The sequence below is a fragment of the Vibrio chagasii genome (assembly GCA_041879415.1).
GTDB lineage: Bacteria > Pseudomonadota > Gammaproteobacteria > Enterobacterales > Vibrionaceae > Vibrio.
On sequence record CP090851.1, the window covers coordinates 2,740,554 to 2,759,004 of the forward strand.

15 protein-coding genes are annotated in these 18,451 nt (G+C 38.2%); all 15 read right to left on the bottom strand.

The genetic code is table 11. The features are described from left to right. Window positions 1–103: 103 nt before the first annotated feature. On the bottom strand, window positions 104–1,207 hold the full coding sequence (wecA, locus tag L0991_12285; GenBank protein ID XGB62152.1) for a UDP-N-acetylglucosamine--undecaprenyl-phosphate N-acetylglucosaminephosphotransferase: 1,104 nt from the start codon (window positions 1,205–1,207) through the stop codon (window positions 104–106). A gap of 201 nt (window positions 1,208–1,408) precedes the next feature. Further along, a complete protein-coding gene (locus L0991_12290; protein ID XGB62153.1) occupies window positions 1,409–2,413 on the bottom strand; it encodes an NAD-dependent epimerase in 1,005 nt (334 codons plus the stop codon). Between the two features lie 9 nt (window positions 2,414–2,422). Beyond that, window positions 2,423–3,589 (bottom strand): nucleotide sugar dehydrogenase, encoded by a 1,167-nt coding sequence (locus L0991_12295; GenBank protein ID XGB62154.1) that lies wholly within the window; start codon window positions 3,587–3,589, stop codon window positions 2,423–2,425. A 4-nt stretch (window positions 3,590–3,593) separates the two neighbouring features. Continuing rightward, the gene (locus L0991_12300) at window positions 3,594–4,724 is read right to left on the bottom strand and encodes an NAD(P) transhydrogenase subunit alpha (GenBank protein ID XGB62155.1); all 1,131 of its coding nucleotides are present in this window, start codon (window positions 4,722–4,724) and stop codon (window positions 3,594–3,596) included. Between the two features lie 4 nt (window positions 4,725–4,728). Next, window positions 4,729–5,820, bottom strand: a complete 1,092-nt coding sequence (locus tag L0991_12305) for a glycosyltransferase (protein XGB62156.1) — start codon at window positions 5,818–5,820, stop codon at window positions 4,729–4,731. Further along, entirely contained in the window at window positions 5,768–6,946 is a 1,179-nt protein-coding gene (locus tag L0991_12310) for a hypothetical protein (protein XGB62157.1), read from the bottom strand. Before L0991_12310 ends, L0991_12305 begins: the two co-directional genes overlap by 53 nt. A gap of 11 nt (window positions 6,947–6,957) precedes the next feature. After that, window positions 6,958–7,509: a serine acetyltransferase gene (locus tag L0991_12315; GenBank protein ID XGB62158.1), complete on the bottom strand. Its 552-nt coding sequence runs from the start codon at window positions 7,507–7,509 to the stop codon at window positions 6,958–6,960. Next, window positions 7,496–8,611 (bottom strand): glycosyltransferase, encoded by a 1,116-nt coding sequence (locus L0991_12320; protein ID XGB62159.1) that lies wholly within the window; start codon window positions 8,609–8,611, stop codon window positions 7,496–7,498. The genes L0991_12315 and L0991_12320 overlap by 14 nt, the downstream gene beginning before the upstream one ends. Before the next feature lies 1 nt (window position 8,612). Next, the gene (locus tag L0991_12325) at window positions 8,613–9,593 is read right to left on the bottom strand and encodes a hypothetical protein (protein ID XGB62160.1); all 981 of its coding nucleotides are present in this window, start codon (window positions 9,591–9,593) and stop codon (window positions 8,613–8,615) included. A 3-nt stretch (window positions 9,594–9,596) separates the two neighbouring features. Continuing rightward, window positions 9,597–10,817 (bottom strand): oligosaccharide flippase family protein, encoded by a 1,221-nt coding sequence (locus tag L0991_12330; protein ID XGB62161.1) that lies wholly within the window; start codon window positions 10,815–10,817, stop codon window positions 9,597–9,599. Window position 10,818: 1 nt separating this feature from the next. Beyond that, window positions 10,819–11,922, bottom strand: coding sequence for a hypothetical protein (locus tag L0991_12335; protein ID XGB62162.1), 1,104 nt, complete (start codon window positions 11,920–11,922; stop codon window positions 10,819–10,821). Between the two features lie 20 nt (window positions 11,923–11,942). Continuing rightward, window positions 11,943–13,259, bottom strand: a complete 1,317-nt coding sequence (locus L0991_12340) for an APC family permease (protein ID XGB62163.1) — start codon at window positions 13,257–13,259, stop codon at window positions 11,943–11,945. An 879-nt stretch (window positions 13,260–14,138) separates the two neighbouring features. Beyond that, window positions 14,139–16,310 carry a polysaccharide biosynthesis tyrosine autokinase gene (locus L0991_12345; protein ID XGB62164.1) on the bottom strand — a complete coding sequence of 724 codons (2,172 nt, stop codon included), beginning with the start codon at window positions 16,308–16,310 and terminating at the stop codon, window positions 14,139–14,141. A gap of 135 nt (window positions 16,311–16,445) precedes the next feature. After that, window positions 16,446–16,886, bottom strand: coding sequence for a low molecular weight phosphotyrosine protein phosphatase (locus tag L0991_12350; protein ID XGB62165.1), 441 nt, complete (start codon window positions 16,884–16,886; stop codon window positions 16,446–16,448). An 81-nt stretch (window positions 16,887–16,967) separates the two neighbouring features. Beyond that, a complete protein-coding gene (locus L0991_12355; GenBank protein XGB62166.1) occupies window positions 16,968–18,104 on the bottom strand; it encodes a polysaccharide export protein in 1,137 nt (378 codons plus the stop codon). Between the last annotated feature and the right edge of the window lie 347 nt (window positions 18,105–18,451).

Here is an 18,451-nt window from a genome sequence, read left to right on the forward strand (position 1 = left end):
AATTGGCGGAGGAACACCAACAGATATCGATGGATAAAACAGACGATAGATGAAGCCTTACCCGCGCACACGAGAATGCTAGTATTTCGACATTCCCATCACCTTATAATACAGCTGTTTCCCCAGGTTGTTTTTCCTCAAGTTTCTTCCACTTTCTAACAATCTTCGCCATCTTGAACGAGTGTGTCATTGCGTAGGTGTGTAATGAGAAACACATCACAATGGTGTAGAACATGACGAACTCAGGCACTTGGAAGTACTCTCCCAATAACCCCAAGGTTGAATAAAGCAATTGTACTAAACATATCACCACTAACGACTCACGAGGGGTAAAGCCGATACGTTGCATAATGTGGTGAAAATGCTCGCGGTCCGGTTTAAATGGCGAGTGCCCTTTGCGAATACGACGGATCATGATCGCCATCATATCGATCAAAGGGACTGCAATAAGCCACAAGGCTGTCACTGGGCGAATAATATAGTGACCGTCATCGGACTGCGTGCCACCAATCAACACCCAAATCACTATAAAGCCGATCATCATGCTGCCCGCATCGCCCATGAACACCTTACGAAGCTTGCCAAAGTAGCCCAAGTTGAACAGAACAAAAGGGAATAACATGACCACCATGACCGCCATAAAAAAGGCATAAAACTCGAGTTCATAAGCAAAGAACACGACACCTAATGAGGTAAACACTACCATGCTCAAACCGCCCAGCAGGCCATCAATACCATCAACCATATTAAAGGCATTGATCGCAGCAATTACGGCGATCACCGTAATCACGCTGTCGAGCACCACAGGGAAATCTAACACACCAAACCCAAATACATCCCCGACGTGAGAGAGGGTTAATTCGGTGTAATGCATAATCACCATCGCCAACATCGCTTGTACGCCCATTCTGAGCTTAAAGCTGATGTCAAAGCGATCATCTGCCACCCCAACCAGTACTAGTACAGTTAAACACGTGGCAGCTATCTCTAGGTTATTGAACTGCTCTGCATTCACATACAGGAAGTACAACAAGGTAATGCACAAAGAGATGCCCCCTACGAGGGGAACTACGCCTTCGTGGTGCTTTCTGGCATTGGGTTTGTCGGTTAGGCCAATCGCATAACCGACTTTGCGCATGCAGTACAACACAGCAAGGGAAATAAAGAAAAACATCGAGAGTTCGATGAGGTACTCAAACAGTGACATCAGGGTAAGCCTATAATTGGTTGTTACTTTGTGCTTTTATTGCTTGGGAATAGTTTGTTAGCGATTTATGACAAACAAAAGTGCCCCAAGCCAGAATGGAATGAGGCACTAGCAACGTCAGAGATGCTGTATGTATATAGAAGAGGTTTATAGGAATGGACAGGTTTCTATATTTGAGCTTTAGAAAGCCCTATTGGGAGTTTACTTGTTGTAAAACTCGCGGTACCACTGAATGAACTCAGCGACACCCTCTTTCACGGTAACCTTGGGGGTATAGCCGGTTGCGGCAAATAGGTCTTGAGTATCAGCATAAGTTTGGTACACATCACCAGGTTGCATTTCGCGGAAGTTTTTCTTCGCTTCAATGCCTAGTTCATCTTCAATGGCTTTCACAAAATCCATCAGGTTGATTGGTGAGCCATGGCCAATGTTATACACCGCATAAGGGGCAGAACTGGTTGCTGGTGAACCAGCTTCTACTGTCCATTCGTTATCACGGGTTGGCAGTACATCCGCGATGCGTACTACACCTTCAACAATATCGTTGACGTGGGTAAAATCACGCCACATGTCACCATTGTTGTTGATATCGATCGTGTCGCCATCCAGAATCTTCTTAGTGAAGATAAACGGCGCCATATCCGGGCGGCCCCATGAACCATAAACCGTAAAGAAACGCAGGCCTGTCGTTGGGATGTCGTACAGATGAGAATAGCTATGCGCCATCAATTCATTCGACTTCTTAGTTGCGGCGTACAATGAAACAGGGTGATCCACCGAATCGGACGTTGCAAACGGCGTTTTCGCATTTAAGCCGTACACCGAGCTTGAAGAAGCATACACCAAGTGCTGCACTTTATTGTGACGACACCCTTCTAGAATGTTTAAGTGCCCCACAAGGTTTGAATCCGCATACGCGTGTGGATTTTCAATAGAGTAGCGAACACCAGCTTGCGCCGCTAAATGGATCACTTGATCAAACAGCTCCGCTTCAAACAAGTCAGCCACACCATCGCGATCGGCAATGTCTAACTCAACCAATTTAAAATTGGCATGTTGAATACGCGCGAGGCGGGCCTCTTTCAGAGCCACATCGTAGTAGTCGTTGAGGTTATCGACACCGATAACTTGATGACCTTTCGCTGTAAGCTGCTCTGCCACCGCACTGCCGATAAAACCCGCCGCGCCTGTTACTAAATACTTCATTGTTTACCCTTAATCTGAACCGAAAAGATCGCGTGTGTACACTTTGTCTTCTACATCCGCCAGCTCTTGCGCCATGCGGTTAGACACAATCACATCACAGCTTGATTTAAACTGCTCAAAATCCGTTAGCACCAATGAGCGGAAGAACTCTTTTTCTTTCAGTTCTGGCTCAAACACCACCACTTCAATGCCTTTGGCTTTCAGGCGCTTCATAATGCCTTGAATGCTCGAAGCGCGGAAATTGTCCGAGCCAGACTTCATCACTAAACGGTAGATGCCCACGCGCGTTGGGTTACGCTTGATAATTGAATCAGCAATAAAATCTTTACGTGTGGTATTTGAATCTACAATTGCACCAATGATGTTATTCGGTACGTCTGAATAATTAGCTCGCAGCTGTTTAGTATCTTTTGGAAGACAGTAACCACCGTAACCAAAAGAAGGGTTGTTGTAATGTGAACCGATACGTGGGTCTAAACAGACGCCATCAATGATCTGGCGGGTATCTAAGCCGTGCGATTCAGCGTAAGTGTCGAGTTCATTAAAGTAAGCGACGCGCAGGGCCAAGTAAGTATTGGAAAACAGTTTTACCGCTTCCGCTTCAGTCGAGTCCGTATACAAAATTTCAACGTCTTTCTTCACCGCCCCTTCTAACAACAAGTTCGCGAATACTGTCGCGCGTTCCGAGCGCTCACCCACTACAATACGTGATGGGTGCAGGTTATCGTAGAGCGCTTTACCTTCACGCAAAAACTCTGGCGAGAACATCAGGTTTTCACAACCCAGTTCCTCTTTAATACGCGCAGTATAACCCACAGGGACAGTAGACTTGATCACCATTACCGCATTCGGGTTAATCGCCATTACGTCTTTGATTACTGCTTCTACAGAAGATGTGTTGAAGTAATTGGTTTCAACATCGTAGTCTGTTGGCGTGGCGATAATCACGAATTCTGCATCGGCATACGACAGTTCTTTATCAAGTGTTGCGGTAAAGTTTAATGGCTTGTTTGCCAAAAAATCTTCTATTTCTGCGTCGACAATTGGCGATATTTTATCATTCAATAATTTTACTTTTTCTTCGATAATATCTACTGCGACAACGTCATGATACTGGGCCAATAGCATCGCATTTGATAAGCCTACATAGCCAGTACCGGCAATTGAAATCTTCAATTAATTATCCTTCTAACGTTGAACATTTTAATTTTTCTAATATGTCAAAAGGATATTTATTACTCCTATTTTGAAACTGGAATATATCTCTATTTAGAATTACGCCATTTTTTATTTCAGTAGCACCTCTCAACACTTCATTCTCATAAAAAGAACCATCGTCATTAATAAAGTAACTCAAATAAGGTAATAATGATCTACTTAATTCAAAAGAGCTTGTATTCCAATATAAAGAAGGAGTATGATCAACACCATAATAAGATACAGAACTGTCTAAAACATTAAACATAGGTGAATCTAAACTTGTAGGACGCGCAAATTCAAATCCCATTTTAGAATCACAAGAAACATCAACAATAAGCATATTATCTTTTAATAGTTGTACTTGCTCATTCAAAATAAACATGAGCGGATTTTTTACATCCTGAAGTACACAATTGACAATTACATCACAATTTCTCACTTCATCGAACAAATAACTATCATTGGTGGTTAAAGCTCTTGTCATAGGATGATGAGTAAGCTGTTCATACTTAACTTGAGGTATTTGGTTTGCAACCATATAGGTAGGACGCTTAGTATATACTGTAATATCATTCACTCCAAGTCCTATCAATGCATGGACAGCCCCCCTAGCAGTTGAACCAAAACCAAAAACAGCAACTTTTAATTGTTCTCCAAATAAAGGCATTATCCCCTTAAGTTGAAGTGCATGCATTACAGAAGCATTTCCTGCCATCTCATTATTTTTGTGGAATATATGATGTTTGTTAGCACCATGCATACATTCAAACGCAACAAGCGTTAGCTTTTTATCAATTGCACATTGAGTAATTTCGGTTCCTTGCACACAATGTGGCCACCCCCAGACCAAACTCCCCTCGTTCATTAAAGCAAAATCATCCATCTCTGGTTTCGGTAGCAACAAATTCTGACTAAGACTGAACAACTCATTGCGGCTAACAATACCTTTAACATCATAATCCTTAATATTAAAACCAAAATTGCTTGCATAACCCTCTTCAAAATACATTTCTTGCAAAATGTGCTTAGGAATAGAATCAAAATGTTTGGGATGAATTGGGATACGGTTCTCGTTTTTCTTACTTGATGTACCAAAAACAGATAGAGTCATTTAATTATAATCCTATTAATAAATTCACTAAGAACTTTGATTTATCTTCAACATCAAAGTTATTATTCGCATAAATTCGAGATTGATGATTTAGCCTCAACATTGTATCGTCATCAATCATATTAGTTATTTCTATTACAAGTTGATCTATAGATTTTAAAGGCACAAGCTTACCATTAATATTATTTTCAATGGCATCACGCACTCCAGGAACGTCATATCCTATAACTGGCAAGCCGCAACTATTCGCCTCCATAACGCAAACAGGGAAACCTTCTCGAACTGAAGGTAAAACTAACAAATCAGATTCGTGGTAGTACTTTACTACAGATTTTTGAAAACCTTCAAACCTAATCATCATCCCAAATTCATCTTTAAATCTTTCAATATCCTCTAGAGTTAAAGAAGTTGGATTATTTGGATAAACATCCCCAACTAATGTTAATTGAACGTCTATCCCTTTTTCCAATAGTTTTCTGAGTAAACAAATAACGTCCATAGTACCTTTGTCCTCAATCAATCGTCCGATATAGAGAATCTTCAGTGGGCTATTAGCTTCTAAGAATTTCGGTTTAAATTTTTTAAATGGAAATAAATTAAAATCAACCCCTATCCCACCAGTGACAATATCATTAGGCGAACCTAGAAGTAACCTTTCTTCATTATTGCAAAATAAACGTTTGCCAGAACTCAAATGCAATATTTTTTTAATTGTACCTCTTGCAAATCGATTAGATGAAAAAATACTGCCTAACCCTTCAGTATAAATTATCAATCTTCGATTAAATGGAATTATAAATAAAAAATGAATTAACAACGTAACTAAAAAGTGACAAATAAAAGTATCACCATGATATCTATGCTTTATTACTAATAAGTTTGAAAGAAACCAATATTTAACAAGGTTAGTTTTATTACTTAATTTGGGTAAGCTATAGATAACAACACCTAACGTTTCAAGTTTCATCTTGCTTTCATCGCAATCATTAGGGGCAATTAAATACACCTGATTTTTTTCTAGCAACTTCTCTATATAGTGTTTTCTAAATATTAAAGTTGTTTTGACTGAGTTCTGAACGATTATAATTCTTCTCATTCTTTTTCCCTTCATAACAAACCATAACAACAAATATCAAAACAAATGGGAATCTATACCTTGCTGCAGTACCGAAGTTAAAAACAACCAAACCATAGATCCCACAACAACAGATCATAAAAAACAACCAATATAAAGCAAAAGGTCTTGAAACATTATTTTTAACCAGGCGAAAAAAGCATACAACCATAAGCGAAAATACAATTAAATTTTCAACCGCTTGAATCAATTGCATTCCCCCCTGGGCATCAAAGAGTGTCGGCATTAGAAGAAACTTAGTAGTCCCTGAAAATAAACCCAAAATAAAATCTGTGATAGAAGCGATAGGTTTAACTAAGCCTTCTCCTCCGTCTTCTATGAACATCGCTTGTCTATAATAATTTACAGGTTCAATTATAAAGGGAGAGATAGAAATTAAAATCACAACCGACACTATGAATAGAAACAAGAATTTCTTAAAACTAACCCCGGTATCGCTTAGCCTAAAAATTAGAGTAAAGATGCCTAACAAAAATAGAATGATCGCATTTTGAAATTTAACAAGAAAAAGGAAAACTATGCATATCGAATATAGTAAAATTTTTCTCTCCAAAAGAAATACTATAGATAAAAACATAAGCATCAATATCAAAGTGTCTCTCAAGGATAAAGATGAATACAATAAAAAACTTGGGTATAAAATAAAAAACCAAGAAGAAAAACTAGTTAAATACCCTTTTCTATACAAAAAAACAAAAAGTAACACCGCTATAATTCGATTTGCGAAACCTAAACTACTTATTGTAAATAAGGTCGGTATTGGTATAAAACTAAGTAATATTGAAGCAGTGTCGACAGAAGTAGCAACACCAAAATTTGAGGTGTCAAGATTCCTAAAATCATTAGATAATATCCAATAACGGTATTGATCAGGAAAATACTCGGGAGAAAATAGCAATCCATTTAAAAAGAATGGCAAAATGCTTACAAGAATAAGAGCAATAATATAAGGCCAAGGCACTCTATATATGTACTTCATAGAAATAGCAACCACGACTAAGAAAAGGTAGTTTGGTAAATCTAATATAACACTACCAGTACCATCATAATCGGTAAGATACTTGATATAGTCAAGATTATAAATCATGAAAAAACCTACTAATCACATAGCCAACGATTGTTAACATATTGATTATAACAAGTATATCTAACTAGTTTTGCTGGATTCCCGACAACAATTGAGCTTTCCTCAACATCCTTTGTAACAACACTTGCTGCACCTATGATGCACCCAGAACCTATCTTTTTATCGCCGATAATATTTACATTCGGGCCAATATATACATCATCCCCGATCGTAGCTCCCTTTTGACTATGAGAACCTAAAGTTGTAAATTGAGAAAAATTAACATTGTTTCCGATAACAGTATTTGGATTGACAACTATATTCATGCCATGCCCTAAATAAAGACCATAACCACATTGAACTTTTGAGGAGATATGGATACCGTAATTAACCCTAGCACGATATAACCAAAACATTGCAAATAATCTAAAGCATTTATTATCTACCTTACTCAACCTAAACCAAAACGTATACTTAAAACCATTATTAAAATAAAATTCTCTGATGAAGATTTTTATAGAAATTTGTCCATGATACCTGAACAAATCACTTTTAATATATTTCAAACACTTATTCAACTTCATATATGCCATTCCAACTAGCTTCGAAATTAGATGCCATTCTTTCAACTGTATATTTACCCATTATGTATTTAGATGCATCACTCCTTAACTTTAACCAGTCATTATTGATATTTGTTTGATATTTTTTAATCATGCTTACCATTGCTTCAGCTAGTTCTGAAGGATCATTGGGGCGAACAATTATACCAAATTTATTTATAATATAGCGGCTATCCCCAACATCAGTTGCTATACAAGGTACTCCGCAAGCCATAGCTTCACTTAAAACGTTAGGAAAACCTTCTCCATAAGCACTAGATAATATGTGTAAATCTAATTCCTTCATCAGTGTCTCAACATTATCAACTTCGGAGTGTAATTCTAGATAATCAGCTAGGCCAAACTCATTTATAAGTGTAGAAAGTGAAGAGTTTTGACTGTTGATACCATTACCAACTAAGGTACATTTGAATTCATACCCTTCATTTTTAATTACTTGCAATGCTCGAAACAATGTTATGTGATCCTTCTGTGGATCAAACCGTGCAATCATTCCCATTTTAATTGGCTCTTCTGATGCGTAAATATACTCAAACTTAGTATTAAACTTTCTTGTATCTAGGCCGTTTGGAATTACAACTATATTTTTTTTATTATAACCAATACTTGTGTGATAATTTTTAGCAACATGTGCACATGATATTATTCTAGTCGGAACAATATATGATAACAATGCACAAACTCGACTAATGAAAATTGTATTAAAACTAGACTTACCAAAAATAAGATCTGAGTTTCTAATACACCAGTATACTTTCTTAACACCAGCTATTTTGGCAACTATTCCACCCAAAAAATCAGAATGGTACATCCATGTTTGAACCAAATCAGGATTGTATTTTTTAATATACCTATATATTTTATAAAAATTCAAGAAAGATTTGTCCATTTCTAAGTCATGGACTATCACACCATTACTTTCCAATTTTTCGTTATAAAAAGAGTAACTAGTTAAATTAAGTACAATATGTTTAAAATTTGATGAATTTTTACATAGCCTATATAAAACCCCTTCGGCTCCGCCACTACCCAAAGACGTGATAATATGCAGGACAGTTTTCATCTTATTTCTTCCCTAAATTGGTTAGTAACCTCTCAACTCGCAAGTTCCATAAAGAGTTATGGCAATGCTCTCCTTCTTCAAAATTAAATGTGCCTCCAGAAAAGATGTACCTACCAGGTAAATCAGAAACTTTCATTTGATAAGGTCTATAAGCACCGATGATAGACTGTAGTTCATTGATATAAAACTCACCATTGTTAGTTTCAAAAATATCCAAAACCATACAATCAACACCCAATTTATTAGTAGATTCATGAACTAAGGATAAAAGCTCGTCACTTGGTTTTTCCCAACCAACCAACTCCGAGCCACTAGCAAATCCGTTTTCTCCTAGTAGTTTCTGATGCCCCATAAAGTAATCGCCAATTCTAATCATCCGCCACTCAACTTTAATATCCAAATATTTTTGTGTGATAAGGTAATGCTTCTGAGCTCTGCCAAACCTTGGTATTGGTATATTTTTATACTTAATAAATGGAATCTTGCCAAAAGCAAAGTCAGGATGGATACCAAATGTTCGCCTAGCTATTAATTTAAGTTTCTTGATGCTATTAACGATTTCAACACAACTCCCTCCTGCACCAATATTACTTTTAATGACTAAAGGAAACTTATGCTCTTCTGAAATTAATGATTTTTTATCGAGGTAAATTTTGGTTTCTGCATGAGGTAAGTTTTTAGTCTTCAAGTAGAGATGCATTAGCCTTTTATTTTCATATATATAAAGTTCTTTAAATGATGGGTATATTATCTTTTGAAGCTCATTACTAAGGATATACAACCTTTCATCGAAAATATCTTTGTGCTCAGAATACATACAAGGGGGACGTACAATATATCCATCAATATCATTAGAGCATTGCTCTAACCAATGAGGTGAAAAAAAATCGATAACTTTATATTCGCAACCATGAAATTTAACCGAGTCAATCATTTGTTTTAACTCAAAACCAGGGTAACAAATAATTCCTATTTTTTTCATAAATCAACCTATTTTTTTTCTGACTAAACTTGTATATGACAAAACAAATATAATCAATGTGATAAAACGACTAATCGTTAAAGAAATAGCGTATCCATCAACAGCCCAAAGATAAATGCTAACATATATTACAATCACGGATAGCATCGCTGTTGCTAACGACAATCTTTTATAAATACTTATTTTACCCGTTGCCAACAAGTAGTTCTGACATATCGCACTAGTTATCAATGAAAATAACACACCAATAGAAACAACCTTCAACATTGGTAGCGCAGTTTGGTATTGTTGCCCTGTTATAAAATGCAATATTTCCTTTTCAAAAAAATAAGGGATAGATATCATCAATAAAGAGATCAAACAAACAGAAAATAAGTATTTATTAATGCTATTATTGTTAATTTTTGTACTGAATATCGGAAAAACAGATTTATTTATAACATTAATACAAGTTGTCATAACACCAGCTAATCTCATCGCAATAGTTAAATATGCAAAATCAGTTGGGTTAGATATACTTTGAAGTAAGGGTAATGGTAAAACCAAATAAGTATTAGGAATTATAATTCCTAAGAAAACATCAAAACCTTTCTTAAACCAAGTTTTAAAGTACAACACTGAGAACTTAATTTTCTTCGTTATTTTTTTACAGTATACCGATGACACTACCCCTATAACTAATGTTGGCCACGCTTGAACATATAGCAAGTCGACCAAGTTAACATCTCGAAAAAATAAAACATATAATAAAGTAATCACCTTTGGTGGTATAACTATATATGTCACTACCTTTGCTTTATCAATACCAATAAAAAAATAGTTTGCTGAAAAGTAATAACCAATTAAGTATATTATCGATGAAATAAATAAATGCTCACCAAATAAACCATCAAAGAAAAACATATAGTAGATATATAACGACGAGCAATATAACACCAATGTAATCAATCTAATTCTTTGAGTAACTGAATATATTTTACTTACTTTATAATGGTTAGCTTTTTCACTCTGTTTTGCTATGTCTCTAACAGCCACATAATTACAAGAAAAATCCACACACATATGGCCAAACATTAAAAATGTCATATATAATAAATATTGCCCATAAGTTTCTACACCTAAACTACGGGTTAATAGCGGCATTGTGATTAGAGGAATCAGTAATGTCAGAATATCAACCGTAGCAAAAGCTAAAATGTTTTTAAAAAATCTATTTTTATCCATTTTATGATAGTTTTTCTATTATATAATCTTCAAGCGGCTCAAAAGCTTGAAACATAACAACATCCCAATTGTCATTGCCTTCTATGATGCAAGCACCTTCCTCAGTAATAGCCACATCCCAACCTATTGATTTAATTTTCGGTAATAATTGATGCGCGTTTGAAGCTTGATTGATAACATCACACCAGTTTTTAACTCGCTTTCCTTTCACGGAGTTTATTAGCTTATCAGTTTCTTGACGATCTCGAAGTGAAGTTTCATAAAGACACTGCTCGGTAAAACAGCCTGTTTCAATATCTATATTTATCAGAACCCCGCCAGTCCAAAAATTATCGACAATTTCACCAGAAGCACCAACTTTCATTACAGCCTTGCAAATTTCAACTTTTCCATGGTTTATTACAGTCAACAATCTAATAGTATTTACTGACGAATGATTTAAAGCGCTAATATCCTTAGCCTGTATTATAAGCTCTTGTGCTATCCACTCACTTTTAGACAAAAGTAGTTCATTAAAATAGGTTTCATTTCTTTCTTTATTATTAATATATACCTTGCTTCCTTCAAGTTTTATTAATAGAACACCATCTGACTCAACACCTATTTTACCCGCTTCCTGACCAAAAGAGTCTTTCAAAATGAATTTTTTTCTTCCACCAACGATTACCTTTATATTTTCTATAGAGATATCATATTTATCGTTGATTTTACCATCCCTTATATAAAAAACTGTTTTAGGTATCCTTACGCTACCTTCCATAGTTTTAGAGAATAAAATTTTGTCTGAGAGAAAACAAATATACTGAATAGCCCTATTCCCACTAAAATAAGTATTAGACTTATATCTCAAGGCCATAAACGATTTTTTTGAAATATATCCTTCAGCGTTACTTCCTTTATCATCAAGTTTGTAATGATAGTAGTAATCATTTTCCTCCCAATGTTTAACGCTCCAGAGAAACAAATCTATTGCTTGTAATAACTTATGTTTTTTTTCGAAGTGACTGTAAGATCTCTTATCTCTGAGAGTTTTAATATTTGCTGAAATAATTTTAAACAAAGTAACAGGAGACTTAATCATCAATAATAATTTTTCTGTAACCATACAAACTAACCTTAGAAACCTTATCCAACCAACCTTTGACCTGACATATCCCCAAATTTAACATATAAGAAACATCCAATTACGATCCAGACAATCAATATCTTAATGGAAATAAGAGGAATATTAGAATTTAAAAATGGAGTTAAAAGAAATAATAAAAATAATAGTGATGAAAAAATACCTAAGACGGATATTATTTTATTTTTACTACTTATACATACTTTATAGGCAGCAGCACAAGTGACCAAATAAGCTATACTTGCACCTACTGAGGACACATCAACAAACCAGAACAATGCGTTTCGACCAAAAAAAGGAACAATTAATGCAACGAACCCTATAAATAAAATAACTTTTTTATGTTTTTCCTTCATCAAACATTCATTGCTACCTTTGAGCATCGCAATACTTAATCTTGATGAACTCATAAAGAAACCATTCAAGCCTGATAACACCGCACCAAACATTGCAACACCAATGATAAATAATGCCACACCACCTAATAGGTTATAGACAGCATCACCAGTAGCCCAACCAGAACTATTAATATCTTCAGCCGCTAAACCAAAGGCAGTAATTATGTTTAGAGTATTGTATACAAGAGCACCAAATACTACAGCAATAAGTGCCATTAGTGAGGCTGCTTTAGGATTCGATTTAGTTTCACTGGTTAGCTGGGCTACAGTATCAAATCCAATAAATGCCCAAGGAGCAAATGCAATAATTCTTACCACCAATTCAAGATTTAAGCTTCCGAAGTTGGACTCAAAATTATCCCATTGAACTTGCTCTAATTTTATAATACTAAAAAACAATAAATAAATAACTGAAGCTAATAGTAAGAACACTGTAATGTTCTGCATTTTGGTAGAGAAATTTACACCCTTCAGTTGTATGATGGTAAAAAAAACAATAAAGGATAGAGATAAAATCAAATCATTTAAATATACAGGGAATTCAATTATTGTATATAATAATGTTCCTTTATTATAGAATGGGAATATCTTTTCAAAAACCATCGGAACAGCAGTAGCATTTAATGGAATTATGGATATATACGCTAGTAGCAGTAGCCATCCCGTAAAAAAACCTACTTTATTACCGAAAGTATGTTTCGCATACGTATACTCTCCCCCAATATCATTATGCTTTGACATCATGATCGAGTAGCTCTTTTCAATAAATGCAATCATTATAACTGAAATAATAAATCCAATTGCAGTGTTAATAACCCCGGCATTTTTTAAAAAGAAATTTCCGGGTAGCATGAAAGCCCCCCATCCAATTACAGAACCTAGTGCGACTGTAAATAGCTCAACTTTGCCTATCGACTTCATAAAAGAACCCCATTTTTTACTCCTATTTTATGATAAGTTTAACTACACCGACTCGCTTCAACACCTAAATAAAAATCTAAAAGACACTAAATCACTCTTTGCTTTGCTCATCTAGATTTGAATTAATTTATAGTTGATAGGCCCAGCTAAAAACCATCAGACCTCCCATTGCAGTCAAATCTAAGCACGCTACCGCCCTTAGGTTTGGCTCCTACTGGCAATAGATCGTGTTTTTTCACCGTACTTCATTTTAATACGGTTTTTATACGGTTTTTATAAGGCGCTGATTTTAGCAAATTAAGTGCATATTGACTAGCTTGAAATTTGAACCAAGATCTCACCACATATTCACCCAGCGATATCATTGTACGCTTTAGAGGTATAGCATCCCTACGTATTGTCGGTTTTCTTGTGCTGCGTCGCAGTAGCGTTTTGATTTCAGTGCGGGTTAACCCTTATGGGTAACGGCTCGCCAGTATCTTAAAGAACTCGCCCTTCCACTCACATCACTAATTCGGCTTGTTGTCCGGGATTTAGTTTTAGTCCCAATATCGTCCATGTTGCTTTCTCCCTATTTAGATTGATTAAGGGCTTTAGGAGCAGATGCGAGTGTAGGGTAAGCGGGATGCGAAAGTACTAAGATCAGATTCCAGATACTTCGTTCCTCAGTTCTGGAATGGCGAGATGTAGTAGCTACACCCCGTATCTGTTGAAATAGGGTTGCAAGAATACTGGTACTACTTTTTAGCGGTTATTTTTACGATTAGATAAAGAGATAAGATACAATTAAACAGGATGCAAGTGGCGCTTTTCGTATCTCACCACTCGTACCCCGTATCTGCCTTTCAGCTCTTCGTTTACCAGATTACTAACATCCCGTTATTTCTTGTCGCTCGAATATGCGTAGTTATAGTAACCGTAACCGTAAGAACTTGAGGCCTTTTTCTCGATAGCGTTGAAGATAACGCCTTTCACCTCTATACCGGATTGTTCGAAGCGGTTGCGGGCAACGTCGATCTCTTTGATGGTGTTTTGGCCGTAACGTGCCACCATTAGTGTGGTGCCAGCGAACGCACCAACGATGCTCGGGTCGGTTACCGCTAATACTGGCGGAGTATCGACGATCACCAAGTCATACTCTTTTGACGCCCACTCCATTAGCTCTGCAAAGCGCGGGTGCATTAGCAGTTCCGATGGGTTTGGTGGCACTTGACCGCGAGTAAGAATGTCTAGGTTTTCTACTGGTGTTGCTTTAATAGATTGCGCAAACTCTTGTTTGTTGCTCAATACATCAGAAAGGCCATTATCCCATTTCACACCAAAACTTTGCTGTAGGTAACCTTTACGCATATCAGCATCAATGATCAGCACTTTCTGGCCGGTTTTGGCCGCTACTGCCGCAAAATTGGTCGAGATGAAAGATTTACCAATGCCCGGCGCAGGGCCAGAGATCATTAACACGTTGTTTTTGGCTTCGAGCATCGCAAAGTGTAAGCTAGTGCGAAGGCCACGCAGCGCTTCAACTGAAAGGTCTGCCGGGTTAGATTCTGCCAGCAGTGCCTGCGCGCCTTTGGTCTGTATTTTCTTCGATTTAAAGCGGTTGGTTAGCTCAATTTGCAAATCTGATTTTGGTACAGCCGCATAAACGGGTAAGCCAATTTGTTCAATTTGATCTGGGCTTTCAACACCGCGGTGGAATGCCGCTTTCACTAATACAAACGCCACACTCAACATACCACCAAGCAAGGTCGCTAATACTACGATCAGCGGCTTCTTCGGTTTTACAGCGCGCTTATACGCTTGGGCGTCGTCTAGAATACGAACGTTACCTACAGTACCCGCTTTAATGATGCTCAGCTCTTGCACCTTGTTTAACAGCTGAATGTAGATTTGTTGGTTCACTTCTACATCGCGTGTCATACGCAGTACTTCACGCTGCGTTTTTGGTAACTTTTGAATCTGTTCGTTCAGGCGGTCTTTCTCACGTAGCAGCGTTTTGCGCTTATCAAGCAGTGATTTATAAGCGGGGTGATCTTTGGTGAAGCGCTGGCTGATCTCACTCTCTTTAAACGTCAGTTCATTCAATTGCGCTTCAAGCTCTACCATTACTTTTAGGGTAGATTGCGCTTCTAAGCCCAGGTCGATCGATTCGTTCTTCTGACGGTAGTTGTTTAGCGTATCTTCATAGCCAGTCAGCTCAGACTTGATGCCTGGCAGGTGACTTTCTAGGAACTGTAAGCTCTTTTCTGCTTCCGCTGAATTGCGCTTCACATTTTGTAAGAAGTAGATCTGGCTGATGTGATTAAGAATTTCAGTAATCTGTTGTTTATTTTCGCCTTCAAAGCTCAACTTCAGAATACCGGTTTGCTTACCTTGCTCAGACAAAGATAAGGATTTTTTCAACCATTCGATCGCTTCTAGTCGGCTGCGTTGAGCAATAGAGAATTCAAAACCGTTGTGAGATTCAAACCCTGCCACAAACAGGCTGTAGTCGTCGGCCGTTGCAAGCTCACCCACCTTACCTTGAAGGATAACGCGCTCGTCATCACGCACCAGTTGGTAAGTGCCTTGTTCAGCATCAAGAATCTGGATGGTGTGACCATAAGCACTTGCATAGCTTGGCAAGTTAAAGCGGCTGACCGCAATATGGTTGATGTCACCAGTTAAGCGTGCAAAGCCTTTACCAACGATGGGTGCGTAAATCGGTGCCGTCACCGTCGTTAGGTTAAATTTATCAACGGTTTCACCTAAGATCATACGCGATTTGATAATTTCGACTTCGGTGGTTGCTGATGACTCCTGCGAGAATAGCTCGCCCATATCGCCGACCATAGAAGAGATGCCGCCAGAGCTCTTCTCTTCAATTTGAATCAGCGCATCGGCTTTGTAGATCGGTGTTGAAAGCAGTGCAAACGCAATACCAAGCACAGCAAAGATGAATGTGGTGAGCATGATTAGCCATTTAGCATCTAATAAGATACCAAGCAGTTTTCCTAAATCGATCTCATCAGAGTTATCTGTATGCGATGACTGGGAGGGTTGTGTTGTCATTTGTTTGCTACTTCCTAAATTATTGCTATTCAAGAGGGTGAACGACGCACCTCTTGTCTATGATTCTGTTATTGTTGCTTTTGTGACGGTTCGACGGTCAATGGCGTATACGCGGATTAAAGACGAAATATCAAGCTACAGCTTTTTGGCCCACGCTTGCGCGGCTTCGTCTATCAACTGATAAGCGTATTCAAATGCTTCTCGGCTTTGACGGTGCGGATCGGGAATGTCTTTCTGACCAATCCACTGGCCAAACAACATGGTTTTACCGCGTGCTTCTGGTGAGATCTGAGTGAGCGCTTCTAAATGGCCCTTCTCCATCACCAAAATCAAATCGTATTGAGCACACAGCTGAGGCGTCACTTGTTGGGCTTGATGGCTTTCCACATCTACGCCATTTTCTGCTGCGATTAAAATCGCTGTCTCATCGGCTGGCTTGCCGAGTAAACGACTCTTTTCAGCCGCGATTCCGGCAGAGGCTATCTCTTTGCCTGGAAGTAATTTTTGAAGAACGCGCTCTCCCGTTGGAGAACGGCAAATATTGCCCACGCACACGACTAAAATTTTATTAAACATAGTTGTCTCTAATTGTATTTGGCTCATACATAAAAATCAGGCCGCATTTAACATGCGACCTGATTGCCATTTTCTCTCAACCTACGGCCAATTACGAATACGCAATGCACCTTCAGTCAAGTTGTTGAAGCCGTTGATGGTCGGTAGTAATTGACCAATTACACGGTTCCAGCGGCTGATTGGTGCTGCCGTTACGTAAACCACATCGTAAGGTTTTAAATCAAACTCGGTACCAATCACTAGCGCTGAGGCATCTTCAATGTCTAGTTGGTAGATGTCTGCCATGCGCTCTGATTTATCATCAGAAGTGCGAATCACAAACACACCGGTTGCGTCTGCCGTCAGTTCGTTAATACCGCCGACATTGCTTAGCGCTTCGGTTAGGCTCATGCCCACGCGATCAATCTTCAGAAGTTTAGGCTCTTTCACTTCACCCATAACGAAGACTTTCTGATTATCGTTACGCGGCACGTGAACGATGTCACCCGCTTGCAGTAAGCGGTTTTGCGTTAAATCACCACGTTGCATTAAGCCATAAAGAGACAGGTTCTCTTCTACACCGTTGCGCGTTAATGACACGTTGCGCCAATCGGCATCTTCTGAAAGACCACCGGAGCGGTTAACGGCATCCAGTAGCGTTAATGGAATATTGGTGATCGGTTGCTGGCCCGGTTTAGACACTTCACCAGTAATGTAGGTTTTTTTAGAACGAAACGCCGCCACGTTGACATCTACTTGCGGGCTTTCGATGTATTTAGCCAAACGTGTCGCGATATCAGATCTAATTTGACGAACCGTTTTTCCTGCCACTTCTACAGTGCCAATGTAAGGGTAGAAGATGGTGCCATCAGCATGTACCCAGTTACCGGCCTCGGTGCTACTACGGTAAGAACCTGCTGGAATGGTCAACTCTGGATGATCCCAAATCGTAATATTTAAGATGTCACCGACACCGACTTTGTATTCATACTTTGCGATGTCTACGTCTAACTCAGGGTTTGCTCTTGAAACCGATAGTTCGCCCGTTTGGTAAGTCGATACTGATTGTGCAGTAAGTGGGTAAACGTTCACCACTTCAGAAATATCAGACTCTTGCTGATCTTCAGAAGTCTGAATCACATTCTTGCCACCAGTAGATAGGTGACTACCTGGAGTCGTACACCCTGCAAGTAATACGGGAAGGAGCGCCAAAAGGAGACGATTTTTATTAATCTTCATGTTAACCAAGTTCTAGAAACGGAATGTGTTGTGATACCCCAAAGGACACCCAAAGGAAATTAAGCGAGTTATTTTATCAGCTACACCGTGTTTAATAGAGTCAGGACCTAGAGTTACTGTGATCCTGTTCCCATTTAGTCTCATAAAATTAAAAGACGCTACCGCCCTTTGATAGTCCGCGACACCACACTGCGTAGATCATATGTTCCCATCAATATGGGAATTGAGTTGGAATTTTTGCCCAAAACGTAACAAAAAAGAGCGTTTGCATACGGTTTGTTTAATCCGTATGCATTATCCACAAATTGTGTTTATTATCAACCTAGTTGAATGGTTTTAAGGGGGAA